27 protein-coding genes and 1 pseudogene are annotated in these 23,189 nt (G+C 49.3%); 17 read left to right on the top strand and 11 right to left on the bottom strand.

What is annotated here, in order from left to right; all coding sequences use genetic code 11:
- Positions 1-202: 202 nt before the first annotated feature.
- Entirely contained in the window at positions 203-715 is a 513-nt protein-coding gene (locus OXB_RS17825; RefSeq protein WP_041076048.1) for a gamma carbonic anhydrase, read from the bottom strand.
- Positions 716-828: 113 nt separating this feature from the next.
- Between OXB_RS17825 and OXB_RS17820 the strand changes: the two genes are divergently transcribed.
- The 10 genes and pseudogenes from OXB_RS17820 to OXB_RS17790 all read left to right on the top strand — a co-directional run bounded on the left by OXB_RS17820 (position 829) and on the right by OXB_RS17790 (position 8,310).
- Positions 829-1,617 carry an alpha/beta hydrolase gene (locus OXB_RS17820; RefSeq protein WP_041076046.1) on the top strand — a complete coding sequence of 263 codons (789 nt, stop codon included), beginning with the start codon at positions 829-831 and terminating at the stop codon, positions 1,615-1,617.
- 107 nt (positions 1,618-1,724) lie between these two features.
- Positions 1,725-2,837: pseudogene (locus OXB_RS19525) on the top strand (HAMP domain-containing protein); the annotation flags it as partial.
- On the top strand, positions 2,832-3,779 hold the full coding sequence (locus OXB_RS19520) for a methyl-accepting chemotaxis protein (RefSeq protein WP_442852917.1): 948 nt from the start codon (positions 2,832-2,834) through the stop codon (positions 3,777-3,779). The pseudogene OXB_RS19525 and the gene OXB_RS19520, both read left to right, overlap by 6 nt.
- 151 nt (positions 3,780-3,930) lie before the next feature.
- Complete coding sequence (gene lepB, locus OXB_RS17810; protein ID WP_041076042.1) at positions 3,931-4,458, top strand: signal peptidase I; 528 nt, start codon at positions 3,931-3,933, stop codon at positions 4,456-4,458.
- Positions 4,455-4,682: a hypothetical protein gene (locus OXB_RS18570; RefSeq protein ID WP_052484151.1), complete on the top strand. Its 228-nt coding sequence runs from the start codon at positions 4,455-4,457 to the stop codon at positions 4,680-4,682. Before lepB ends, OXB_RS18570 begins: the two co-directional genes overlap by 4 nt.
- Positions 4,679-5,041, top strand: a complete 363-nt coding sequence (locus OXB_RS18565) for a hypothetical protein (protein WP_052484150.1) — start codon at positions 4,679-4,681, stop codon at positions 5,039-5,041. The genes OXB_RS18570 and OXB_RS18565 overlap by 4 nt, the downstream gene beginning before the upstream one ends.
- Positions 5,042-5,137: 96 nt before the next feature.
- A complete protein-coding gene (locus OXB_RS19005) occupies positions 5,138-5,278 on the top strand; it encodes a hypothetical protein (protein WP_158333779.1) in 141 nt (46 codons plus the stop codon).
- 103 nt (positions 5,279-5,381) lie between these two features.
- Entirely contained in the window at positions 5,382-7,565 is a 2,184-nt protein-coding gene (locus OXB_RS17800; protein ID WP_041076040.1) for an ATP-dependent helicase, read from the top strand.
- Positions 7,562-7,939 (top strand): fluoride efflux transporter FluC, encoded by a 378-nt coding sequence (locus OXB_RS17795; RefSeq protein WP_041076038.1) that lies wholly within the window; start codon positions 7,562-7,564, stop codon positions 7,937-7,939. The genes OXB_RS17800 and OXB_RS17795 overlap by 4 nt, the downstream gene beginning before the upstream one ends.
- Positions 7,936-8,310, top strand: a complete 375-nt coding sequence (locus OXB_RS17790) for a fluoride efflux transporter FluC (RefSeq protein WP_052484149.1) — start codon at positions 7,936-7,938, stop codon at positions 8,308-8,310. The genes OXB_RS17795 and OXB_RS17790 overlap by 4 nt, the downstream gene beginning before the upstream one ends.
- Before the next feature lie 78 nt (positions 8,311-8,388).
- Here OXB_RS17790 and OXB_RS17785 read toward each other — a convergent pair whose 3' ends face one another.
- Positions 8,389-10,041 carry an alkaline phosphatase gene (locus OXB_RS17785; RefSeq protein WP_041076036.1) on the bottom strand — a complete coding sequence of 551 codons (1,653 nt, stop codon included), beginning with the start codon at positions 10,039-10,041 and terminating at the stop codon, positions 8,389-8,391.
- A 385-nt stretch (positions 10,042-10,426) separates the two neighbouring features.
- Here OXB_RS17785 and OXB_RS17780 point away from each other — a divergent pair, with 385 nt between their 5' ends.
- Entirely contained in the window at positions 10,427-11,131 is a 705-nt protein-coding gene (locus OXB_RS17780) for a thermonuclease family protein (protein ID WP_041077134.1), read from the top strand.
- Positions 11,132-11,412: 281 nt separating this feature from the next.
- Positions 11,413-12,792 (top strand): Na+/H+ antiporter NhaC, encoded by a 1,380-nt coding sequence (nhaC, locus tag OXB_RS17770; RefSeq protein ID WP_041076032.1) that lies wholly within the window; start codon positions 11,413-11,415, stop codon positions 12,790-12,792.
- A 32-nt stretch (positions 12,793-12,824) separates the two neighbouring features.
- Here the strand turns inward: nhaC and OXB_RS17765 are convergent, their stop codons facing one another.
- On the bottom strand, positions 12,825-13,373 hold the full coding sequence (locus tag OXB_RS17765; protein ID WP_173426028.1) for an isoprenylcysteine carboxyl methyltransferase family protein: 549 nt from the start codon (positions 13,371-13,373) through the stop codon (positions 12,825-12,827).
- Between the two features lie 10 nt (positions 13,374-13,383).
- Entirely contained in the window at positions 13,384-14,463 is a 1,080-nt protein-coding gene (locus OXB_RS17760) for a type III polyketide synthase (protein WP_041076030.1), read from the bottom strand.
- Between the two features lie 226 nt (positions 14,464-14,689).
- Here OXB_RS17760 and OXB_RS17755 point away from each other — a divergent pair, with 226 nt between their 5' ends.
- Together OXB_RS17755 and OXB_RS17750 are read left to right on the top strand one after the other, a co-directional pair.
- The gene (locus OXB_RS17755) at positions 14,690-15,694 is read left to right on the top strand and encodes an LLM class flavin-dependent oxidoreductase (RefSeq protein WP_041077130.1); all 1,005 of its coding nucleotides are present in this window, start codon (positions 14,690-14,692) and stop codon (positions 15,692-15,694) included.
- A 22-nt stretch (positions 15,695-15,716) separates the two neighbouring features.
- Positions 15,717-16,016: a hypothetical protein gene (locus tag OXB_RS17750; protein ID WP_052484148.1), complete on the top strand. Its 300-nt coding sequence runs from the start codon at positions 15,717-15,719 to the stop codon at positions 16,014-16,016.
- A gap of 97 nt (positions 16,017-16,113) precedes the next feature.
- Here the strand turns inward: OXB_RS17750 and OXB_RS17745 are convergent, their stop codons facing one another.
- Positions 16,114-16,572, bottom strand: coding sequence for a YaiI/YqxD family protein (locus OXB_RS17745; RefSeq protein ID WP_041076028.1), 459 nt, complete (start codon positions 16,570-16,572; stop codon positions 16,114-16,116).
- 130 nt (positions 16,573-16,702) lie between these two features.
- On the opposite strand from OXB_RS17745, the gene OXB_RS17740 reads away from it, so the two are divergent.
- Positions 16,703-16,939, top strand: coding sequence for a hypothetical protein (locus OXB_RS17740; protein ID WP_052484147.1), 237 nt, complete (start codon positions 16,703-16,705; stop codon positions 16,937-16,939).
- Between the two features lie 24 nt (positions 16,940-16,963).
- Here the strand turns inward: OXB_RS17740 and OXB_RS18160 are convergent, their stop codons facing one another.
- The 4 genes from OXB_RS18160 to OXB_RS17720 all read right to left on the bottom strand — a co-directional run bounded on the left by OXB_RS18160 (position 16,964) and on the right by OXB_RS17720 (position 19,645).
- On the bottom strand, positions 16,964-17,875 hold the full coding sequence (locus tag OXB_RS18160; RefSeq protein ID WP_052484146.1) for a DUF4097 family beta strand repeat-containing protein: 912 nt from the start codon (positions 17,873-17,875) through the stop codon (positions 16,964-16,966).
- Entirely contained in the window at positions 17,865-18,428 is a 564-nt protein-coding gene (locus tag OXB_RS17730; protein ID WP_041076026.1) for a DUF1700 domain-containing protein, read from the bottom strand. The genes OXB_RS18160 and OXB_RS17730 overlap by 11 nt, the downstream gene beginning before the upstream one ends.
- Before the next feature lie 69 nt (positions 18,429-18,497).
- The gene (locus tag OXB_RS17725) at positions 18,498-18,836 is read right to left on the bottom strand and encodes a PadR family transcriptional regulator (RefSeq protein ID WP_041076024.1); all 339 of its coding nucleotides are present in this window, start codon (positions 18,834-18,836) and stop codon (positions 18,498-18,500) included.
- Positions 18,837-18,964: 128 nt separating this feature from the next.
- Positions 18,965-19,645, bottom strand: coding sequence for a DNA alkylation repair protein (locus OXB_RS17720; RefSeq protein ID WP_041076022.1), 681 nt, complete (start codon positions 19,643-19,645; stop codon positions 18,965-18,967).
- Positions 19,646-19,753: 108 nt separating this feature from the next.
- Here OXB_RS17720 and OXB_RS19115 point away from each other — a divergent pair, with 108 nt between their 5' ends.
- Together OXB_RS19115 and OXB_RS17715 are read left to right on the top strand one after the other, a co-directional pair.
- Positions 19,754-19,912, top strand: a complete 159-nt coding sequence (locus OXB_RS19115) for a hypothetical protein (RefSeq protein ID WP_173426027.1) — start codon at positions 19,754-19,756, stop codon at positions 19,910-19,912.
- A gap of 53 nt (positions 19,913-19,965) precedes the next feature.
- Entirely contained in the window at positions 19,966-21,345 is a 1,380-nt protein-coding gene (locus tag OXB_RS17715) for a leucyl aminopeptidase family protein (protein WP_041076020.1), read from the top strand.
- Positions 21,346-21,776: 431 nt separating this feature from the next.
- Here the strand turns inward: OXB_RS17715 and OXB_RS17705 are convergent, their stop codons facing one another.
- Positions 21,777-22,718: a TRM11 family SAM-dependent methyltransferase gene (locus tag OXB_RS17705; RefSeq protein WP_041076016.1), complete on the bottom strand. Its 942-nt coding sequence runs from the start codon at positions 22,716-22,718 to the stop codon at positions 21,777-21,779.
- Positions 22,719-23,177 (bottom strand): hypothetical protein, encoded by a 459-nt coding sequence (locus OXB_RS17700; RefSeq protein ID WP_041076013.1) that lies wholly within the window; start codon positions 23,175-23,177, stop codon positions 22,719-22,721.
- Positions 23,178-23,189 lie beyond the last annotated feature (12 nt).

Raw genomic sequence — 23,189 nt, 5'->3', positions numbered from 1 at the left:
GCCCATAATCCGTTGGGACCGCTCATAGCTCCGGGGAAGCGCTCATAATCCGTTGGGACCGCTCATAACTCCGGGGAAGCGCCCATAATTCGTCTGGAACCGCTCATAACTCCGGAAAAGCGCTCATAATTCGTCTGAAACCGCTCATAAATCCCGGGAATCGCCCATCATGATAAGCAGAATTCGGCTTCATTCCACCCAATTACTTCTGCAACCCCTTATAATACTGCCCCTTCTCCGCGTATTCCCGCACGATGCGTTCCATGTCTTTCTTGTCATCGTCGTTTAATTCGCGCACGACTTTGGCGGGGGAGCCCATGACCAATGTGTGGGGCGGCACTTTTTTACCCGGAGGAACTAAGCTGCCTGCCCCGACAAATGCGCCTTCTCCGACTTCCGCTCCATCCAACACGATGGCGCCCATCCCGACGAGTGCCCCTTTGCGTATTGTGCAGCTATGTAAGGTTACCTGGTGGCCGATCGACACTTCGTCTTCCAGCACCAAGGGGCGATTGGGACTCTGATGAAGACAGCAGAGGTCTTGGATGTTGACCTTGCTCCCGATGATCGTCGGGGAGACGTCTCCGCGGATGACGGTGTTGAACCAGATGGAAGACTCCGGACCGATTGTCACATCTCCCGTAATGGTTGTATATTCTGCAATGTAAACGGACGGATCGATTTTAGGGGTCTTGTCTTTATAAGGATAAATCATTTCGTTCTCCCTCTTCCTCAAGTGGTGTATAATTATCCTAACAAAGTTCGGGTTTTTATTGAACTGAAAACGGTAAAATAAGAATAGACGATGGATAGATGAGGAGGTTGCTCATGTGGAAATGGGAAGCGGACGGACAGCCTAAAGCGGTCGCAGTCATCGTTCATAATGCGTATGAACATCATAACCGTTTCGCATGGTTGATCCAGAAACTGAGAGCTAGCGGCTACCATGTCGTAACCGGAGATTTGCCCGGCCATGGGGAAGAAAGCGGCAGAAGGATCCACAATGAATCGTTCCGTACATATGAAGAGTATGTCAAGAAACTGATTGATGTCGGATTGGCGGATCACTTGCCGCTGTTTGTGTTCGGGCACGGACTAGGGGCGACCTTGGTCGCGCGCCTCCTGCAAATGGAGAAACTGGAGATTGCGGGCTTGATTCTCAGTTCGCCTTGGTTTTCATTGAAACACCAGCCGCCGAAATTTTCGGCGATGCTGACGAAATTCTCGTCTTCCATGAAACTGAATCATGAAATCAGTATTGAAATGTTGACCCGCAATTATGATGTGTACGTTGACGCTCAATCGGATCGTCTGTATAACCCGGTTGTGACGGCGTTGTGGTATAAAGAATTGCAAACTTTCATGAAGTCGGTCTTCCAGCACGAGGACACCATCCAAGACATACCCGTCCTTCTCCACCTTGGCGGAAGCGATCAGTTGAGCGATATCGCCTACGCACGAAGCTGGGTATGGAAACAGCAGCTGTCGGAAATCCAAGTCAAACAATGGAAGCGGCTTTACCATGATATTTACCAAGAACCCGAACGCGAAGACATCTATCTTTACACGGAGGCATTTATGGATAATGTCTTGCGGTCCCTTGGGTATGTCGTGTGAAAGACATCTGAAAAGGTGTCTTTTTTTAGTTTGTGGGAAGATTCCTTTATATCAAAATAGTTTTAATCCTCGGGACTATCTATCTTACATAAGACTTATATATTATAATGAGCAGGGATAGCCGACAAATCACGGGATTTAAAAAACGGCAGATAAAGGAGAATAGCGAATTGAAGTCCATTAAAACAAAAATAATTGTAAGCGTCTTTGCAATGTTTTTTATAGTGCTCACCGTTATTAATATATTTGTCAATAATCAGATGCAAAAGCAGACGGAGCAGGTGCTGTATTCCCAAAGTGATGTCGCGATCACGGTCATGGGGCAGTCAATCGATAATTTCATGCTCCAGTATGAGCAGGCGCTGCAGTTGCTGGTCAATCATCCGGCTGTTCCGGATTATGTAGAAGAACAAAAGGCCACCGGGTCAAATGAATCCGTGTCCCATGTCGGCATTGAAAATGCGCTCGGCAACTTCTTGGAAGAGCTGCCGGCGGCGGGTTTGACGTTTTTTACACTGGAAAATAATGCAACGGTATTTATGCCGCCTGTCGATCTTACCGATTTTGACGCGGTAGGACGGAGTTGGTACGTTGATGCGAAAGCGAATCCCGGCCAGGTCGTCTGGTCTGATCCGTATATCGATTTGACAACCGGAGAATATGTCATCACGGCATCCAAAGCGGTGATACAAAATGATACGGTTATCGGTGTACTCGGGGCGGATATCAGTTTGGCAATGATGACCGAGCGGGTGTCGGAAAGCGATTTCGGATTTCAGGGCTATCCTTTCCTGTTGGATAAATCCGGCAACGCGATTGTTCATCCATCCGGCGTTTCCGAAAGTGGGGAAAGGGCGGACATTTCATATATGAATACCGCGCAGCAGAAAGGCGTTGCGCGTTACGAAGAAAACGGCAAGACGATGACTGCCGTCTCTGCGGAAATCCCGCGGCTCGGCTGGACCGTTGGCGCCGCATTCAATGAAGATGCCATCATGGACACCGCGAAAGAGACGAGGAATCTCGTCATCCTCATTTTCGTTCTTGCAGAATTGCTGATCGGAGTTCTCTTATGGTTACTGATCACCAAATTGATCAAGCCGCTCGATATTATCGGTGCGGAGATGGATAAGATGGCGATGGGGGACTTGAACGTCCATGCCGAAGTCCAATCGAAAGACGAATTTGGAAAACTGGCCGCCAACTTCAATGTCATGGCAACGAAAGTCCATAATATCATTGCCACTGTCCGGCAATCCGTCCAAGAAGTGCGCCTTTCCGCAGAGAGCTTGAGCGCTTCCGCGGAGGAGACGAACGCAATTAGTGAACAGATGGCAGGGGCGGTTGAGGATGTCGCGGCAGGAGCGACCAAATCGGCCCATGACACCGAGGATGCGACGCGGACAGTCGATCTGCTAGGCCAGCAGATTATGGGCATCCATGATAAAGCCGGCGTCATGCGATCAATCGCAACAGACGCGGAAGCGGCAAATGCAGAAGGACGGACCCGGGTTAATGAGCTGCAAACGGCCTTTGCCGACTGGCGGACCAATTTGCTGTCCATGGGGAATTCCGTCCAAGATTTAGAGCATAAAGTGGAAGCGATCGGCACCATTTTGGAGACCATCACGGAAGTCTCCGCCCAGACGAATCTGCTAGCGCTCAACGCAAGCATCGAAGCGGCAAGAGCGGGTGAACATGGAAGGGGATTCGCCGTGGTGGCGGATGAAGTCCGGAAACTTGCCGAACAATCAAGCCGTGCGACAGATGAAGTGAGAGCGACCGTCGCGGAACTTCAGGAAGGATCCCACCGGGTTGCGGCGGAAATGGAGGAGACCGGCCAATCGTTCCAAGATCGGGCGATCGTCGTTGAAGCTACGGAAGCGACATTCGAAAATATCGCCAAATTGATGCAACGTCTGGAAAGCTCCATCGCGGGCGTCTACGATGAGGTGAATGAAGTCGTCCGTCACAAGGAAACCGTTTTGGAGACCATTGAAACGATGGCAGCTACTTCACAAGAGACGGCTGCCGCCAGCGAAGAGATCAATGCTTCGACTACCGAGCAATTGCACGCCATCCGTGAAGTAGCAGGCTCTGCGGATCGACTCTCAAGTCTCAGCGATGAATTGCATAAGGCAATCAGTCAATTTAAAGTGTAAGGAGCAAGCGAACCCTTGAAAACCGATCGATTACCGGTTTTCAAGGGTTTTTTCATTTCCGGAACATTCAGAATGAAAGATTGGAAAATATCATTTCATGCAAATGAATATGTTAGAATGGAGACATATTTTCAAGGACGGGGGTTGCTGAATGTACGAGAGAAGCCATACCGAATTTTATTCAAGGTTGAGATCCATCTTCATCGCCTTCTTCTTGGCTATCCTGATCCGGCATTATCTATTCACGCCCGTCATCGTTTCCGGACAGTCGATGGAACCGACGTTTGAACATAATAATAAACTGGTCATTTCCAAAATATATAAAATCCATCATTTCGATATGATCGTCTTCCATGCGCCGGGAACGGAGGACGACTTCATCAAACGGGTCATCGGATTGCCGGGGGATGTCATCGAGATGATCGATGATACGCTGTACATCAACGGGGAAGAGTATGAGGAGGAATATATCCAATCGGTGAAAGCGCGAATCGGGGAAGGGCAGAAACTGACGGAGGATTTCGCCATCCGGGTGCCGGAAGGGCAGCTGTTCGTCTTGGGGGACAACCGGCGAAACAGTATGGACAGTCGCGTCTTGGGCTGTATCGATAAGGACTCCGTCGTCGGTGTCGTGAAATTCCGTTTCGCTCCTATCCGTGAAATGGGGGTGCCTAAATGAGACATCTCCTGCCCGCAATACAATCGGGCCATACTGCCCTGATCGGCATTGACGGCCTCGGGGGCTCCGGCAAGACGACAGCTGCCATGAATCTCCAACGGCAGATGCCCGGGTCGATGGTACTTCACTTGGATGACTTCATCCTCCCAAAGCCACACGCTACCGGGATGAGTTTGAGGAATGGTATTGCTATTATTATTTACAGTGGCGATATGATTATTTGATTGATCAAGTATTGGGTCCGTTGAAGCAAGAGATGCCCTTTATACGTAAGGTTGAATTTTACAATAAGGCCACTGATCGCTATGATGTTCGGGAACTTCATATTCCAGTGGAGTCGCCAGCTGTGATTGTGGAGGGGGTCTTTCTCCAGCGGGAAGAGCTGCGCGGTTTTTTTGATGCAGTCGTTTTCTTGGAGGTGGATAAGGAGACGAGGGCTGAACGGGTGACGAAGCGGGATTCCTATATTGGTGACGCATATGAAATTCTGCAAAAATATGAACGGCGGTATTTTCCAGCAGAAGAGCATTATCTCAAGCTCCATAATCCGGTGGCGTCCGCAGACGTTGTCATCCGTGATTAAATGGATGACAAAAGGGGGATATTCATACAGATAAATATCTCGGATGGGAGTAAGTGTAATACCTAACGAAAAAAGGATCGGAACGAACAGAACAAGATGGAAGATCCGAAGCGGATCGGCCAGGAATTTTCGGATGGACAGCGACGCAAAAATGAAGTCGCTTCATCGGAATACACGGGCGGCGGCAAAGGAAAAATGGACTTGCAGCAGAATAAGAATGAGACGGGCAGATTTTGAACGCCCTTCTAGTAGGGCCTTTGCACAACAACGTGCAAAGGTTTTTGTCTGTTTTTATGGTACAGTAAATGGAGAATAGTTACGGATAAAAGGAGTTCGCACCATGGAAGACTTTTTTGAACGGAAGAAAAGGGAACTGAATATCGATTTGAATGATGTACAACGGCAAGCGGTTTTGCAGACGGAAGGCCCTCTTCTTTTGCTCGCTTGCCCGGGTTCCGGCAAGACGACAACGATGATTATGCGGATCGGTTATTTGATCGAAGAAAAAGGGGCATACCCTGGGCGTATCAAAGCCGTCACCTTCAGCCGTGCTGCGGCACGGGAGATGGCGGAACGGTTTTCTCGATTTTTTCCGGATAGCCCGCCCGTTGATTTTTCGACCATCCATAGTTTGGCGTTTTCCATCGCACGGAACTATTTAGGGAAACTGGGAAGCGGATATGAACTGATCGAAGGAGCCGGAAAAGGACGGGGGGCCATCACAAAAACGGGCTTGCTGAAACAGTTATATAAAGAGTTGCTGCGCGACGATGCGACAGAAGATGAACTGTCCTCCCTATCCACGTTCATCAGCGCGCTGAAAAACAAAATGGTCCCGATGGAAAAGTGGACAGCCGTGGAAGGGCCTTTCAAACTGGCAGGGAAGATCGCTTTGAAATACGAGCGGTATAAGTCTCGGGACGCGCGGCAGCGGCTTCTCGATTTCGATGATCTGCTTCTGATCGGGGAAGAGGCGCTGCGGGTGGACGAAGCGATTGCAGAGCAGTTCCGGAGCCGCTATGACTATGTCCTGACGGATGAAAGCCAGGATACTTCGCTCGTCCAACATAAAATCGTGGAGCATCTCGTCGCGCATCATGGCAATCTTTGCGTCGTGGCAGATGACGATCAGTCGATCTATACATGGAGAGGGGCGGACCCTTCCTACTTACTGGATTTCCGGAGAGTGTACCCGGATGCCGCCATCTTGCGGATGGAGCAGAATTACCGTTCCTCGAAAGAAATCGTCGAAACGGCCGCCTCGTTCATCAAATGCAACACACAGCGCTATCCTAAAGAAATGCGGACGGAAAATGGCGGGAAAGGGCCGATCCTGATCCAGCGGCTCGATGACGCAAAACGCCAGCTCGAATACATTACATATGAATTATTGAATGAAAAAGAGTTGGGCGAAGTGGCGATCCTGTTCCGGAATAATGCCTCCTCGACACTGTTCGTCAGTGAATTGACAAGAAGGGGCATCCCCTTTTATATGAAGGATGCCGACGACCGGTTTTTCTCCCATTGGATATTGAAGGACATCCTGAATTTCATGCGGCTCAGTTACAATACAAACCGGAAAGACATCTTCTCGCAAATCGTCATGAAGATGAATCTCTTCGTGTCCCGCAATCAGGTGAGCCGTTTCCTTTCGGCAAAAACAGACCGGGATGTATTCGATAGTTTCATCGAAGCGGTTGAATTAAAGGCGAACCAAACCGAGAAATTAAAAGAATATCAGGAAGTGTACAGAAAAATTCCCGATATGCGGCCGGCTCAAGTCATCCGCGTGATCCGGTATGAACTGGAATACGAAGAGTCATTGAGGAGCAGGTCGGAAAAGTATGGATTCCGGCTGGATGGCTTGCAGGGGATTTTGGATACGTTGGAGGAAATTGCAAGCTCGTGCAGGACGATGGTCGAGTTCGCCAATCGCTTGCAGGAACTGGAGCAAGCGGTCCAGCAGGCGAAATATGATCCTCCGGAAAACGCCGTGACCCTATCCACATTTCATAGCGCGAAAGGCCTTGAATTCCGGAGGGTGTTCATGATCGATCTTGTCCAAGGCATTATTCCATCGGAAGAGGATGCGACGGATACACGAATGCTGGAAGAAGCTCGACGATTGTTCTACGTCGGAATGACGCGGGCGAAGGAACGGTTGGAGTTGCTTTCCTATCAGAAGTCGGGAAATACGCGGAAGAGCGACTCCCGGTTTATCAATGAAGTGAAAAGGATCTTGGCGGGGGAACCGGTGCCGGTCGCTGGAAGAAGAAAGGTTGCCGTCCAGCAGGAACGGAAATCCCAAGGGAAGTCAGTTAATCCTCCTCCGCTGAACCCGAACGGTATCCGAAGTCGGGAGGAATTGACGGCAGGGACTGATGTGTTGCATCGGGTGTTCGGCCAAGGGGTCATTCTGAAAGTGGACGGGGAAGAGATCCATATCCGCTTCGGCAACACAAGCAAAAAGCTGTCTTTGGAGATGGTACTGGAGCGCCGGTTGCTGGAGAAGGCTGCGCAATGAAGGCCTGGCTATGGATTGGTCTAGCGGGTATGGCCGGTGCCGGTTGCCGTTTTTTATTCAGCCTAGTTGTTGCGGAAGCCCATTTCCCTTGGGCTACGTTTGCGGTCAATTTGATCGGTTCGTTTTTACTTTGTTACCTTGTCGGCGGCGTATTGCAAAGATGGACGAGTCGGAAAGAAGTGCAAGATGCCATTACGACAGGGTTTCTAGGGTCGTTCACGACATTTTCCGCTTTGGGCATGGAAGTTATTTTACTAATGGAAGAGGGGCGTTTTGGCTTGGCTGCGCTTTACGTCGCCGTCAGTCTGATCGGTGGTCTGGTTGCTGGAGCGGCGGGCTTTTATTTGAGCAGAAAACGGGAGGAGTGCATATGAATTGGATGACACTTGCTCTAGTCTGTGTTGGCGGGTTTGTCGGCGCCGTCTCCCGGTATTGGATCGCTCAAAAGTGGAATGCCCCGAAAGGTTTTCCAAAAGGCACATTAATTGCTAATCTGGCTGGATCTGTATTGATTGGACTCGTATTTGGTCTGCCGTTGTCCATTTGGTGGAAAGCGTTAGGAACAGCCGGCATCGCGGGATCATTGACGACATTTTCGACTTTGATGAAAGAATGGTGGGAACTCTGGCGAAGTGGACAGAAGCGTTTGGCCATCCTTTATCTACTTCTGACGTATGGGGCGGGTATCAGCCTTGTCTATTTCGGATATTTTCTTGGCGGGAGCTTGTTTGACGAGCTTAAATGAGAATAGAGTAGGGGACTACGATTTTAAAACGAATGCTTCCCCTAGACAAATTGCATAAGGGAAGCATTCGTTACAAGATTATTTGGATAGGTCCAATGCAGATTCCGATACAAAGAAATCTTTTTCGTTATAAACAGTTACACCGTCAAGTGTCTTTGTATAGGATTGGTTTTGCTTCGTTACGTGGGCAATGTTCTTATTCACAGGGAGTTCGATCTTGATATTATTCTTTTCTGCGATAAAGACAGGATTGTTCTCATCTGTCACATCAATACGCGTTTGAAAATTCTTATTCTCAAATGCCTCTCTTGCATTGACGAATAGCTTGTCCGTTGTTTTATTCAAATCAAACCCTAGGAAGGACGCCATTGTTTTCGCAAGATCGGTATTATCTACCAATCCGTATGGTTTAGATGGGCCATAGGCGTAAAGGAAGACATCCTCACCAGTATGACCTCCTGTGGAGAAGCCGATGTTTGCACGATTTGACAGCATTTTCGACATATCAGCTTGTAAAGATTCGGATGCTTTGAGAGCTTCGACTTCTGTTTCCGTCAGATTGTCCAAACCGTATAATTCGGCTACTTCTTTCATATTGGAACGGTCGTCTTTTAATTGCTTCAGCGCACCTTCAGCAGTCATCGTCGCTTTTTTCAAAGGATCGATGTACGTTGAAACCGGAATTTCAGGGTAGTTGGAGTTGGTGTTGACGTTCCCCATTGTAATTCCGCTGTTCCCGTGGTCACTCACTGCAATGACCATTGTGTTTCCGTCTTTTTTCGCAAAGTCCAATGCTTCCTGTACCGCATCGTCAAATGCTAATACATCACTGATGATGCCGATCGGGTCATTTGCGTGTGCCGCCCAATCCACTTTACTTCCCTCGACGAATAGGAAGAAACCATCTTCATCTGTGGAAAGAGTGTCGATTGCTTTTTTCGTCATTTCAGCGAGAGTCGGTTCATGATGGCTCGTTGTTTCGCGATCAAAGTCATAAGCTAACGCAGACGGAGCAAAGGATCCCCAGATTTTATCCGAATTTGTTTGGAATAGCTCCTCACGTGTTTCAACAAAGTCATATCCCTTTTCATCAAGGACTTTAGTCAAATCTTCGCCGTCCACTCGTGAATTTTTCCCCTCGCCAGGTAATAGGGATTCTTTTCCTCCCCCGAGAACAACATCGATTTCCTGATACACTTGTTGCTCAGCGATGTCCTGGTAGTTGCTGCGATGTGTTGCGTGAGCAGAGAAGCCCGCAGGCGTTGCATGTTGAATTTCAGATGTGGAAATGATGCCCGTTGCCTTGCCGTGCAGTTTGGCACCCTCTAAGACATTCGCAACTGGTTTGAAGGCATCCTCAGGATCCACCGCTTCGACGCCTGGTGTATTTACTAACTCAGGAAGAAGTCCAACAATTTTATCATTACTCTTATGGCCCGTCGCCAATGCAGTGGCAGCTGGTGCGGAGTCGGTGATCGCCGACTCGGCAGAATGCGTTCGCACGCCTCCGATGACGATTTCATCCATTGCAAGGTCTTCGCCTTTGTACCATCTTGCAAGCGATGTAGCACCTGCACTCGTTCCATCCATCACCATCATGATGACATTGGTCGGTTCGTTCTTGTTGTTCTTCGCCTCGGTGATATGGTTGCGACCAAAGCCTAACGATGATAAAGCGACAACAGCAGCCATGGTCACCACTGCTGTTTTCTTTCTCCATACATTTTTCATGTTGCCATCCCCCTCAATGAAAGTAGGTAACTCATTAGCTATCATAGAGGGAGTTTATTAATCCTTTATGGATCCTAGGTAAATAAATTGTAAAAAATAATAGAGATGTGAGTTTTGTCTACTTTATTTTAACTGAGTTAGAGGGTTTGCCGTTTTTATTCCGGGGATAGTCCTTACAGTTTTTTCCGGAGCCCTGACAGTTCCCGGATTTGCCCTTATAGTTCGTCAGATTGCCATGAGAGTTTCGAAGGGCCCTTGCAGTTCAGGCCAATCTCCATTTCCAAACCATGCCCCGCCACTCTTGATTTCCCCCATTTGAACTGATTCTGTGAAACTGGTAACATTGGATGGCACTAGTTGAATAGGAAAGGAAGAGCTTCTTTTGATGAAAAAATTGCAAATGGGCCTAGGGGCTATTTTTCTTGGGTTGGTGTCCGTCTTCTTATATGACACGTTCGGTAATGGGGAACAGTCTCCCACGCGAGAAGGGCTGATCCCGGTAGAGCTGGTGAAGGTAATAGACGGTGATACGATCAAGATCATATACGAGGGGAAAGAGCAGAATGTCCGCTATTTGCTCATCGACACCCCTGAAACCAATCACCCGCGGCTCGGAAAGCAGCCATTTGGCGATGAAGCCAAAGCACGAAACCAAGAGCTGATAAACAGCGGAACACTTGAAATTGAATTTGATATCGGTGAACAAATAGATAAATATGGCCGACTGCTTGCTTATGTGTATGTCGACGGGGAGAGCGTCCAGGAAAAGCTATTGGAAGAGGGATTGGCGCGAGTGGCCTATGTGTATCCGCCGAATACGCGCCACTTGGATCCGTATGAAAAGAAGCAGGACGCCGCCAAGAAGAAAGGGCTCGGCATCTGGTCCATCGAGGATTATGCGACAGATCGGGGGTTCGACAGCGACGCGTATGATAAAGAAGACGCGGAACAGAGTCCAATCTCGGGAACTGTGGAAGTTTTCAAGAACTGTACGGAATTACGAACGAAATATCCGAACGGCGTGAAGAAAGGGCACCCGGCCTATTCGGAAAAAATGGACGGCGATCGGGACGGTTATGCGTGTGAATAAGCGGCTTTTTCGTTGGATGTACTTACTATGACGCATTGGTCTATGGTACACTAGGGAAGTTGAATATTTCTATGATGGATTGAATCCCCTCTGCAACGGATATGCTAAAAGATATTCGGCTATCCCGGATGAAAGATGGGGGATTGTATATACATTCTAACGCCAGGGCGTGTTTGAAAGTCCGTCCCATCCGCTCGTTGCAAAAGACTTTTTCATCCCTGACACGGGGTTGAAAAAGTTTTTTATTTTTTTCATTATTTACGCATATCAGGAGGATCGTCATGTTTCAAATAAAATCAGTCTTGCGCCCAGCCTTTTGGGAAGCGTTGCTGCTCACCGGCCTTGTCATTGCTATGATCAGTGTCAGTATCATCGTATTTGACGCCGTACCGCATATCCCCATTTTTTTCGCCATTCTTTTATTAATCGCGTATGGTCTTCTTAAAAAATTGCCTTTTGCGCAGCTGGAGAAAGGGCTGGTGGATGGAGCAAGTGCCGGGATGGGGGCGGTCTTCCTGTTCTTCTTCATCGGCATTCTGATCAGCAGTTGGATGATAAGCGGTACGATTCCGACTTTGATCTACCTAGGCTTTCAATTGATCACCCCCGCTTTTTTCTTTGCGATCGTCTTCGTTGTGACATCGATTGTCGGTGTATCCATCGGCAGTTCCCTTACGACAGTCGCTACTGTGGGGGTCGCTTTCATCAGCATGGCGGATGTCATGGACCTCTCTTTGCCAATGGTGGCGGGTGCTATCGTGTCCGGTGCATTTTTTGGTGATAAAATGTCGCCTCTCTCGGATACGACGAATCTAGCCTCTTCGATAGTGGGGGTCGATCTGTTTGAACATATCCGGAATATGGGATGGACGACGATTCCTGCGTTTTTCATTTCATTGATTTTCTTCGGTATACTGTCCCCCCGGATGGAAGGGGTGGACTTTGGGAAAATTGATGCTTTCCAGGCGGGTTTATTGGATACAGGTCTCGTTCATTGGTACGCCTTCATCCCGCTTATCGTCCTTTTTGTGATGACGATCGGCAAAATACCGGCTTTGTTGACGCTGGCGGCCAGCTCTCTTTCGGCCATTCTTTTGTCGTTCATCCACCGATCTAACGGCATGGCGGACTTGTTCGGCATTTTATTCGGAGGATATGTTTCCAAGACGGGAATCCAAGACATCGACGCCTTGCTTACCCGGGGCGGGATGGAAAGCATGATGTTCACCGTCGCGCTCGTGCTGCTTGCGTTGAGCATGGGCGGGCTATTGTTTACGCTTGGCATCGTCCAATGTTTACTTGATAAGCTTGCAGGCGTTTTGAAAAGGGCGGGTTCGGTCATTGTCTCTTCAGCACTGACCGCAATCGGCATCAATGTGCTGATCGGCGAGCAGTACTTATCCATTTTATTGACGGGCCAAGCTTTCCGGCCCCAGTATGAGAAAATCGGATTGAAAAGCAAGAATTTAAGCCGGGTGATGGAGGACGCCGGCACGGTGGTCAACCCATTGGTCCCCTGGAGCGTTTGCGGGATCTTCATCACGAAAGTGCTTGGGGTGGCGACCGTTGCCTACTTCCCGTTCGCCGTCTTCTGCCTGTTGTCTCCCGTCCTGACAGTCCTGTTCGGATTGATGGGCAAGACATTGACGTACGATAAATGAAAGAAGCTTCCCTCGCGCCGGGGAAGCTTCTTTCATTTGACCGGATGATCTTTCAATGAAAACCGTTCTTCATAATCGGTTGCTCCCCGCAATGCTTTTTCTTCTGCGGGAATCCGGACGGATAACATCCAAATATTGAGCAGGGAATAGACGAGCGCTGTGAAGTAGGCACTGAATAATAAGGGAAGGACTAGAATTTCTATGGATACGACGACATAATTCGGGTGGCGTAGCCATTTGTAGGGACCTTTCCGCACAACATCCGCTCCGGGCACAACGAGTATTTTCGTATTCCAATACTTGCCGAGGGAAGACAGGCACCAAACCCGCATCAATTGGGCCAGCAAAAAGATCGGCAGCAGGAAATGCCAGAAAGGGGAGAGCGGGCGATCGAGCATGGCTACTTCCATGATGAGTGAAACAAAAAAGGCGGCGTGCATCATGATCATGACCGGATAATGCTCAGCGCCAGCCTCGAAAGCCCCTTGGCGCCGCATCCATTTTTCATTGCGCTTGGCAATGGCCAACTCGACCAACCGCTGGATTATGACGATTGAAATGATGACAGTAAAAAACAGCATCCCCTTCACCTCATTCCCATTTCGCTAATAGTAATTCCCCGCAGAAGCCAGGACCCAGTGCTGCGAGTACCCCGTATTCGCCCGCAGCAGGCCCTTGCTGCATGAACCGCTCCAATACATAAAGGATGGTCGGGGAGGACATATTGCCGTTCTCCCGCAATATCTCCCTCGATACATTTGTCATGGTCGGGTCAAACCCTAACGCCTCTTCATACGCCTGCAACACCTTTTTACCTCCGGGATGAGCGACAAAATGGGTAATCTCTTCTTTCGTCAAACCTTCATTTTCGAGAAACTCATGGACGAATGGACCGAGCCATTTCGTAATGATGCTCGGGATGCTTTTCGAGAAAATGACATGAAGTCCGTTGTTTTTTACATCCCATCCCATGACCTCCTCGGAATCTGGCATAAGCTTGGAGGTGGTCGTCAGTATGGCCGGCATTGGTTTCAAGGCGCGTACCGGGGAGCGGTCGCCGGACACAAGTGCACAGGCGACTCCATCGGAAAATAAAGAAACGCCTACCAGATTACTTTTGGAGTAATCGTCTTTCTGAAACGACAAACTGCATAATTCAATGGACAGAACAAGTACGTTGGCTTCCGGGAAGGCGAGACAATATTCATACGCCCGGCTCAAGCCGGCAGCACCTCCCGCACAACCGAGTCCCCAGATCGGAATGCGTTTCGTATCGTCTCGGAAAGGGAGTTGATTCATAATACGTGCATCGATGCTCGGCGTGGCAATCCCGCTGCTGGAAATGAAAAAGATGGCATCCACTGCATCGGGGAAAAGCGGTTCTTCGAGCCATCCGTCCCCCTGTAAGCAATCCTTCACGGCTTGAACTCCGTATTCCAAGGCATGCTCGATATATAAATCATTCCGTTCTTCGAAATCATGCGTTTCTCCATACCAATCCAATGGCATGCAGACATGCCGCTTCTCGATATCCCCATTCTGGAAGACGGTCAACAGACGATTGATATCTTTGAATCGTTTGCTGAACAAAGAGCGTGTCAATTCGACAGCCTCGTCCTGTGTCACCTCATATCGGGGTTGTATCGTACTGATTGAGAGTATCTTAGGCATCAGACCCCACCAACCTCCCGCTAACTTGATAGTATTGCTATTTCCCAGGACCAGATTGACTAAACATAGGGCAATTCTGCTGTGCTTGCAATTGATTTGAAAAGTATCTCACTTTCATAATTATCGAGATGAAGGTAAGATTGGATGTACAACTATGATAAGTTACACTGCGTCCCTTTTGCGTCTCTGCCTTGGCATGGAATGGGGACGACGGAAGGGGATTCTGATAGTGGTCAAATTAAGTATCTTGGATCAGTCGCCGATTTCCGAAGGGAGCGACGCCCGGACCGCCCTGCAACAGACGGCGGAACTTGCGCAGCGGGCTGAACAATGGGGGTATGAACGTTTCTGGGTTTCCGAACATCATGACACGGCGACACTTGCCGGTTCCTCTCCGGAAATCCTGATATCCCATCTGGCTTCCGTGACGTCATCCATCCGCATCGGCTCGGGCGGTGTCATGCTGCCCCATTACTCGGCCTATAAGGTGGCGGAAAATTTTCGCCTGCTGGAAGCGCTGTTTCCCGGCCGGATCGATGCCGGCGTCGGCCGTGCCCCAGGTGGCATGCCGCGTGCGACGTATGCGTTGAATAATGGAGAATACCGAAATGTCCATCAATTTCCCGATCAGGTGGATGATCTGCTTATGTATCTGCATGACACGATGCCCGAGGATCATCCGTATTTCGGCTTGAAGGCGACCCCGGTGACGGAATCGGCACCCCCTGTCTGGATGCTCGGGTCCAGTCCAGATTCGGGTCTGCTTGCGGCTGGAAAAGGTTTGCCGTACATGTTTGCCCAGTTCATCAATGGGGAAGGGGGACCTGTATACGCTACCAAGTATCGGCAACAGTTTGTCCCGTCTGCGTATTTGCAAAAGCCGAAACAGGCGGTCGCCATCTTCTTCGCTTGCGCTGAAACGGAGGAAGAGGCGGAACGGATCATCTCTTCCTTGGATTTATCGTTGATCATGTCGGAGCAGGGGATGCGTTCGGGAGGTACCCCTTCTCCGGAAAAAGCATTGTCCTATGAATATAGTCATTATGAGCGCTTGCGTTTGCTCGAAAATCGCAAGCGGATGATCATCGGCACTCCGAAGACGGTCCGTGCGCAAATAGAGCAGCTGGCGGAAGAATACGCCGCCGACGAAGTGATGCTTGTCATGAAAGCGTACGATTTTAACGCCAAATTGAAATCCTATGAAATGATTGCAAATGAAATGCTGAATTGAAAAAGAAAGGGGACCGAGCATTATGGAAGTGATACCTACGCCATCGAAATTAATTGAAAAAGCAAAGCATCTGGAAAAGGTTGTATCCCTGCCACAGGCCGCCATTATGAATATCCAACTGAAAGCAGGCGAAGAAGTCGCGGAACATCATTCCGAAAGGGACGTGATCATCGTCGTTCGGAAAGGGATCGTCCGATTCGAGGTGGAGGGGAATGAAGTCTTCGTCTCCCCGGAAAACCTCCTCCATATGGCACCATTTGAAAAGCATAGCCTACGGGCGATTGAAGATGCTGACATCCTCGTCTTCCAGGTGGAATCATGATTGGTTGAGTATATGATTTTCTGCAGTGACATATGAAAAGCCTGCCGATCGTGGCAGGCTTTTCATATGTCATGCGCTCCGATTTCAGGCGAGCGCTTCATGTATTCGATTCGATTTCGGCAACCCGCTGGCATAATGCCCGCATGCTTGCTTCGAACTTCACGTTGCTTTCTTTGGAGCGTTTTTTCGGTCCGCGCAGCCTTCCTCCGGCCATCCGGATCTTTTGTGCGGTGTGTCGTGCATAGAGCAGCTGATCCATATTTTCTTCCGTATAGAGCCGGCCGTTCTGGTCGATCGGATGCCCTTGTTTCGCGAGGACCATGGCCGCTAATCCATAGTCCTGTGTTACGACGATATCGTTTTTCTGTACACGGTTGACTAGTACGAAGTCGACTGCATCCGCTCCCTTCGAAACGATAATGGTTTCCGCGCCATCCCGGTGCATTTCATGCGTCGTATCGCAAATGAGCATGCAGCGGAATCCGAACTGCTTGGCGATGCGAATGGTTTCATCCACTACCGGACAGGCATCCGCATCGATAAGAATTGTCGCCATCCAGCAACCTCCCTCTCTATTGTCTTATGATTAGTATAGCAAACATAGAACGGGGAAAATCATCGGTTTGGAACCGAGCGCTTTAGGGTATAGTAGGGAAAATTGTGTAAACTGGAAAGGAGAATGGACCGTGTTCGAAAAGCCGGAAGACGAACGGATGTCGCGGGAAGAGATGGAAGAGTATGGACGCGCGATTGATGCGCGAAACGCTGCGCTCGAGAGGACGGAAGTGGAACCGGATACGATAGAGCTTGCCGCCGACCAGGTGCCGCCTCCACTATCCGAAGAGGAAATCAAGCGCCGGGTCGGGGAACAGAATTACGTCAATATGAAAGATGCGAAAATCATGAACTCCATCAATAGCTGAAAGAGGGTGCGCGGGCACCCTCTTTCAGCGTTTTCCGACTTCGATTTTTCCATTCTTAGTGGAAAGTTGAATCAGATTCTCCCCGGCACCGTAAATCCCCGCTCCGTTCTTCTCTCCGAAAATAGTAGTGGAACCATTGCTGGTATTGGTTTTGATAATTGCGTTCGTAGGTTCCCGGTCCGTTTGGATGGATATGGAACCGTTATTCGTTTTCAAGTCCATCGGATGATTTAGCTCCTGGGCGAGAAGTGAAATCCGACCGTTTTTGGCAACGCCTGTAATTTGACCTTGGACATGTTGCAAATCGATTTTGCCATTATCTGCTTCCAGTGTCATCGTTTCAGCTGTACTATTTTTCATCGTAATCCGCCCATTGTTCGATTTGGCTTGGATGGCGGAGCCGGTTAGTTGATTCGCGCGAATTTGTCCATTCCTTGTATCTGCCTTTAGTTTTTCCGTATCAATATTTGTCAAATCGACAGAACCATTTCTTGTTGCAGCTGCAATTTCATGAGCTTGGATCGTATCCATCCTCATTTTTCCATTGCGGCTTTCCATTCGGATTGCGTCGTATCGCTTTGCGGGCACATACACTTTGATAGCCGGTGATTTGAAGTTGAAGTTAAAATTAAAAAGCTTTTTATTCTTATCTTCCAAATGGACGACTAGGCGGTCCTCTTCCGTATCCGCTGAAAGTTTATATTTACCTTGTTGTCCGGAAACCTCGATGCGAGCTGTCGGTTCATCTGTCGGCAAAAGTTCCGCACTTCCATTGTCTACGGTAATTTGGATGTCCCGAAAGCCGTTATTTTCCACAGTCACTACGTCGGTCATCCGTTCCGCATTCCCTATTTTCCCAAATGTCCACGCGCTTCCGACCAGTCCAACGATGAGAAGGGCCGAGGCGACGAGGGAGAGCCCTTTCCTATTCAGCATGACGCAAACCACCTTTTACGAGCCTCATATTAAATTTCAAATAGCTGAGAAAGCCACTTTGCAAAAATTTTGTTACGGTATACATGCCCATCGCCCCGAAAAGACCCAACCCGCAAAAAGCGGAGGAGGCAAACACGTCAAACCATTCAAAGGTATCCGGATAAAGGAAATAATTGACGAGCACGAGAAGCGGCGCGGCGATAAAACCGGCACTGGCCGCCCATCCGCCAATCAATACCCCGACCAAACCGACAAAAGGCCCCAGCACGAAGATCAGATTAAAAAATCCTAACCCCAATACCGCCCACATAGCCCGGAAAACATTGCCGGACGAAATCGTCGTCTCCGCTTTTTCCAGATGATGCGCTGCCAGTAGGTCCCTCGCCAATGCTTTCGGGGAACCGAGCGCCGTTGTAATGGCCTCTTCGGTTTTACCGTCCAACATTCCATCCGTAAAATACTCCTCCAAGTCCTGTAGGATTTCGGCTTGGTCATGTTCGGGAATTTTTTGAATCAAGCGCTTCAGCTCTTGCAAAAATTCATTCTTTTTCATCTTTCCACCCCTGTGTCTCCCGTTTTTTAATGTCTTGGAAATTAAAACTCCAGGCCTATAGATGGGTTTCTAATCTGAGGAGTCTATGTCATTCCGGACACTCTCCTCGATCAAATTATTAACGCCTTCCGTGAAACTGCGCCATTCATCCAGCTGTTCCTGCAAATAAGCCCGGCCACTGTCGGTCAACTTATAATATTTACGAGGCGGGCCTTCGTTCGATTCTTGCAAATATGTTGTAAAATAGCCGTCTTTAGTTAACCGGCGCAGCAACGGGTAAACGGAGCCTTCCGAAATGGAAATCTGATCTGAAATTTTCTGGACGAGTTCGTACCCGTATCGATCTTGCTTGTCTAGAAGGACGAGCACGCATAAATTCAGTACTCCTTTTTTGAACTGCACATTCACCTGCTGTACGCTCCTTTCACTACCAATCAATAGACAGTAGCGTCCCATGCTAGGTAGTTATTGACAATAATATATCACACGGTACTATTCTATGCAAGGTACTGTTTGAAATGAAATAAAAAAGCATCTCATTCGATGCTTGTAATGTGTTTCAATGCTTCCCGTTTGCTTAACGGTTTCAATGAGTGTGTCGCGACGAAGGTCCGTACCCAGTTCGGATCGGTTTTGGCATACTCGCGCAAGCTCCAGCCAATCGCTTTCTGGATGAAAAACTCGCCGGAAGATGAATGCTGCTCAATGATTTTAGATAAAAGGGAAGTATCCGTTCCATTCTTATATTTCAGTTGGTGAAGGATGGCTGAACGGTTTGTCCACATATTGCCGGATTGCGACCATTTCGCCATCACGGGGCCACCTTCCTCCCGATCATGGAATACAATATGGCCGACGAGCTTCGGAGCGATGGTATCCACGCTATCCCACCAAGACTTGGATTCGATCAGTTGACGTAAAACCGGCAAATCATCGATTGTCAGATGCTTTTTCATCTTTTCCAATAAAGCGATCGCTGCATATTGGTACTCCCGTTCCGGCAAATTGTATAATGTCCACACTTCCTCGAAGAGCAGATCCTTTCCAGGCAACTCATATTCTTTGAATTGTTCTCTTAGTAATTGTTGGCGCAGCGGGCTTTTGATCCCGAGGAAGGGGAAATGGTTTTTCATATAGGCAGCCATCGGAGCCGCTTGTGCGCCATCGCGATTTGCTTCGAATCGATCAATAATGCCTTGGTGATCCCATCGTTTCATATAGGTCGACCTCCGTTTCGGTAATTAGGAAAAGTGTACCACAGTTGTTCCGGAACTTTCCTTGCTGAAGAACGTAAACGTAATAGCAGCAAAATCGGAGGGATTCAGATGGATAATGGAAGTTATGTCGTCGGATGGGGAACGTTGGCACTCATCAATGCGGGAATTGCCCAAGGGAAAAACCGAAGTGGATTGAATTGGTTTCTCCTATCTTTATTCCTTGGTCCATTCGCGACGTTTTTCCTCGTTCTTGCGGAGAAGCGTTGAGAATACGTATGATAGAGTGTGAAGGTCAATTGGATGTATGAGGAGGAAATGAAATGACGAATGCCGTGAGAATCATGTATCAGGACGATGCGACCATACAAAAAAACGACGCAGTCAAGCGATTTGTAGCTAATCAGCCGGGTGATCATTGCTCTCTGTTCTTTGGGGACGCCCACTATGTCGTTATAAAGAAGATAGCCAATCCCTCTTTGGAGAAAATCCGCAACTTGGCAGGGAATATCTCCAGAAACGTAAGTGCTTCCAAAGTGGGTATCGCGAAACTGGAGGAAGCATCCTTGACTGCTTTGTTCCCGTCTAGTGAAAAAGGAGACTTGCTGACGGCCTTTGTGGAAGGTTGGGAATTGGGGGCGTATCAATTCACCCGCTATCAATCGGATATCACCCCGTTCCAGACGGAATTGGAATTATCCGGAGAAGGGGTGGAACCTTTCGTCGCAACGGGAAAAATCCGGGCCGAAGCGGTCACTTTTTCCCGTGATTTGATGAATGAAGTACCGAACGTCCTGCATCCCGAGGCATTTCCTGAAGTGCTGAAGCTCCACTTTAAAGAAACGGACGTGGAAGTGGATGTATGGGATGAAGGGAAAATCCGCCAAGCGGAAATGAACGGCGTCCTGACCGTCTGCCGAGGAAGCAAGTATCAACCACGGTTCGTCGAACTCATTTATCAAGGGGACGCTTCCAAGCCTCTCGTAGCGCTTGTCGGAAAAGGGGTTACCTTCGATACGGGCGGCATCAGCTTGAAGAGCGGGAAAGATATCAGCGATATGCGGATGGATATGGGAGGAGCCGCCGCAGTCGCGGGAGCGATGTCCTTGCTTGCAAAATCGAAGGCGAGAGTTAACGTCGTCGCCCTCATTCCGATAGTGGAAAATATGCCGGATAACCAATCCGTCTTGCCGGGCGAAGTGATTCATTATAAGAATGGATTGACTGTCCAAGTCGGCAATACGGATGCGGAAGGCCGGCTCATCTTGGCGGATGGGTTGATCCGGGCGGGCGAACGCCAAGCGGAGTATATCGTTGACATTGCCACGTTGACAGGCGCCATCGTCAATGCGCTCGGCACGGAAATAGGCGGTGTCTTCGGGGATGAGGAGCTATCCGCGACAATGAAACGGATCGGGGACCGCAACGGGGATTTCATCTGGCCGATGCCATTGATCGAATCGTATGATCAGTCTCTGTCGAGCGATTACGCGGACATGAACAATATCAGCTCCATGAGCGAAGCGGGCTCGATCACCGCCGCCCTCTTCCTACGGCGGTTCGTGCCGGACGGGGCCAAATGGCTGCATGTCGATATGGCGGGCGTCATGGACAAGTCAAAAGCATCCGGCTATTATACAAAATCGGCGACGGGGTATGGCGCAAGGCTGTTAGCGGATTATACGGCGGAATTGAGCAAATGAAGAAAGGGGGGCTGTCCGAAAAGTCCAGGCACAGAGTTGGATACTAGCAAAAAGCAAGGGCGCCGGGAGACTCCTGCGGAAAAGCCGGCCGACGAGACCCCGCACGGCTGTAAGCCGGAGGAGGCTCTTCGGCTGGCCCGCGGAAAGCGACCAGAGCCCTTGCTTTTTGCGTGTTTAACCGGAAAATCCACTTTCTGGACAGCCCCTCTTTTTTATAGTGGTTGCCTGAAGTCGCGGGTAGTCCATTTTTGGGTTCTTAATTGCAAGCAATCGGCAAGCGGGCGCAAGAAATGGCAAGATGAGGGCAAGCAATACGGAGTGGAGTGTAAGAAGTCATTCATTGAATGCAAGCAATCCATACGGGAGTGCAAGCAAACATGGCTGGCGATAAAAAACCAAGCTGCCTTCCCGGGCAGCCTGGTATAAACCGTTCATTCACAAACAAGAATTTGTCTGGAAAAGGTCCCTTTCTTCGCGACACATCGGTCCATGATGGAAAAACCGGCTTCGTGGATCATGTGATCGATCGTATCGATAGTGACGACGACCAACTTCTTCGTGAAGCGCCGCGCCTCCTTCAAAATGTCGAGCTGGCCCTCGTCCGTAATATGGGTGAATAGGTTATACGGCATGTCGATGATGGCGACGTCGTATTCGTCCGCAACCTCGGCAATCGGTCCGATCGCCACGTCCCCTTCCAGTCCGAAATGCTTGATATTCTTCCTTGATCCCCAGACGACGAGCGGATTGATGTCCCGGCCTTTCATCGCAATGTCCATCGAGAGCGCTTCGACGAGCACGGTCCCGATGCCGCAGCACGGATCGATCGCCCGGATGCCTTCCGGGAAGGGGACTGCAATATTCACGACGGCCCGTGCCAGCCGGGTGCCGAGTGCCGTGGAATACATATGCGGCTTTTGCTGGTGCTCGTACCACACCGCTTCACTTGGCTTGTGCTCCCCGAAATACCAGCGGCCGTCCTGCCGCACAATCCCATACGTTAGCTGCGGTTCATTCAAATCCGGTTCGCCTGGAATCCGCAAGCCGGCATCCCGTTCGATTTTCCGCCGATTCGCGTGGCCGATCTTTTTCGTATCCCCGAGGTCGGTTGAATTCAAACAGAGCACTTTGAAAGTCCGATTGCCGCTATCGACGGATTCGATTTTGCGATACAGTTCCTCCAATGTGTCAGCTTCCCGTAGCACATCGAGCCGCTCCTTCATGAAAGGGCTTCGGCTCGGGTCGATTTCCAAAGGGCTGATCAAAATATTGGACGCCACATCGAATCCGAAAAATGCCCGCATCTCCAGCCGGCACAGATCATGCTCATCCCGATGCCGGCTATACGTATAAATAAACTGTCTGTTGTCCAATCAATTCCCATCCTTCGCTGCGTCAACTAAGTCGGCAACGAATCGGACCACCAATTGAACCGCCTGTTCCAACGTAAGAGTTTCATCAAAGCCTGCCATGCCATTCAACGTCACATTGACATCCCAAACTCCGTCTTCCCCGGAGAACAGCATGCTGTATTGGATGCCGTCCCCTTGCAAATTTGCATCAAGGAATGACTTCATCGGCTCGCGTAATTTCTTTTGCAGCCCCAATCCGAACAGAGCGGTGTACGTTTGGAAGACATCATCGATTTCGAGCACTAACGCATCGATCCGAATGGCCTCAAACGCAGGTGACTCGATATATAGAAATTCTTCCGTGTTTTCTTTCAGGTAAGAAACGCTTCTGCTCAGAAAGTCGCCAGTCTCTTCCTGTATGACTGCTTCCGTCTCTTTTTGGCAACGCTCAATCGTTTCAATCGGAAAATGTTTCTCCATTCATTTCAGCTC

The organism is Bacillus sp. OxB-1 (assembly GCF_000829195.1).
GTDB lineage: Bacteria > Bacillota > Bacilli > Bacillales_A > Planococcaceae > Sporosarcina.
The sequence above is the reverse complement of the archived record's forward strand: the minus strand, read 5'-3'. Positions and strand labels throughout refer to the sequence as shown.

Coding starts and splice junctions, on each gene's coding strand:
- OXB_RS17765 (WP_173426028.1), bottom strand. CDS start 13,373: ATGCTGTTTTTTACTGTCATCATTTCAATCGTCATAATCCAGCGGTTG.
- OXB_RS19520 (WP_442852917.1), top strand. CDS start 2,832: ATGGCAACGAAAGTCCATAATATCATTGCCACTGTCCGGCAATCCGTC.
- OXB_RS17760 (WP_041076030.1), bottom strand. CDS start 14,463: ATGCCTAAGATACTCTCAATCAGTACGATACAACCCCGATATGAGGTG.
- OXB_RS17730 (WP_041076026.1), bottom strand. CDS start 18,428: ATGAAAAAGAATGAATTTTTGCAAGAGCTGAAGCGCTTGATTCAAAAA.
- OXB_RS17790 (WP_052484149.1), top strand. CDS start 7,936: ATGAATTGGATGACACTTGCTCTAGTCTGTGTTGGCGGGTTTGTCGGC.
- OXB_RS17700 (WP_041076013.1), bottom strand. CDS start 23,177: ATGGAGAAACATTTTCCGATTGAAACGATTGAGCGTTGCCAAAAAGAG.
- OXB_RS17795 (WP_041076038.1), top strand. CDS start 7,562: ATGAAGGCCTGGCTATGGATTGGTCTAGCGGGTATGGCCGGTGCCGGT.
- nhaC (WP_041076032.1), top strand. CDS start 11,413: ATGTTTCAAATAAAATCAGTCTTGCGCCCAGCCTTTTGGGAAGCGTTG.
- OXB_RS17785 (WP_041076036.1), bottom strand. CDS start 10,041: ATGAAAAATGTATGGAGAAAGAAAACAGCAGTGGTGACCATGGCTGCT.
- OXB_RS17825 (WP_041076048.1), bottom strand. CDS start 715: ATGATTTATCCTTATAAAGACAAGACCCCTAAAATCGATCCGTCCGTT.
- OXB_RS17715 (WP_041076020.1), top strand. CDS start 19,966: ATGACGAATGCCGTGAGAATCATGTATCAGGACGATGCGACCATACAA.
- OXB_RS17800 (WP_041076040.1), top strand. CDS start 5,382: ATGGAAGACTTTTTTGAACGGAAGAAAAGGGAACTGAATATCGATTTG.
- OXB_RS19005 (WP_158333779.1), top strand. CDS start 5,138: ATGGAAGATCCGAAGCGGATCGGCCAGGAATTTTCGGATGGACAGCGA.
- lepB (WP_041076042.1), top strand. CDS start 3,931: ATGTACGAGAGAAGCCATACCGAATTTTATTCAAGGTTGAGATCCATC.
- OXB_RS17780 (WP_041077134.1), top strand. CDS start 10,427: ATGAAAAAATTGCAAATGGGCCTAGGGGCTATTTTTCTTGGGTTGGTG.
- OXB_RS18570 (WP_052484151.1), top strand. CDS start 4,455: ATGAGACATCTCCTGCCCGCAATACAATCGGGCCATACTGCCCTGATC.
- OXB_RS17720 (WP_041076022.1), bottom strand. CDS start 19,645: ATGAAACGATGGGATCACCAAGGCATTATTGATCGATTCGAAGCAAAT.
- OXB_RS18160 (WP_052484146.1), bottom strand. CDS start 17,875: ATGCTGAATAGGAAAGGGCTCTCCCTCGTCGCCTCGGCCCTTCTCATC.
- OXB_RS17745 (WP_041076028.1), bottom strand. CDS start 16,572: ATGGCGACAATTCTTATCGATGCGGATGCCTGTCCGGTAGTGGATGAA.
- OXB_RS17820 (WP_041076046.1), top strand. CDS start 829: ATGTGGAAATGGGAAGCGGACGGACAGCCTAAAGCGGTCGCAGTCATC.
- OXB_RS17750 (WP_052484148.1), top strand. CDS start 15,717: ATGGAAGTGATACCTACGCCATCGAAATTAATTGAAAAAGCAAAGCAT.
- OXB_RS19115 (WP_173426027.1), top strand. CDS start 19,754: ATGGATAATGGAAGTTATGTCGTCGGATGGGGAACGTTGGCACTCATC.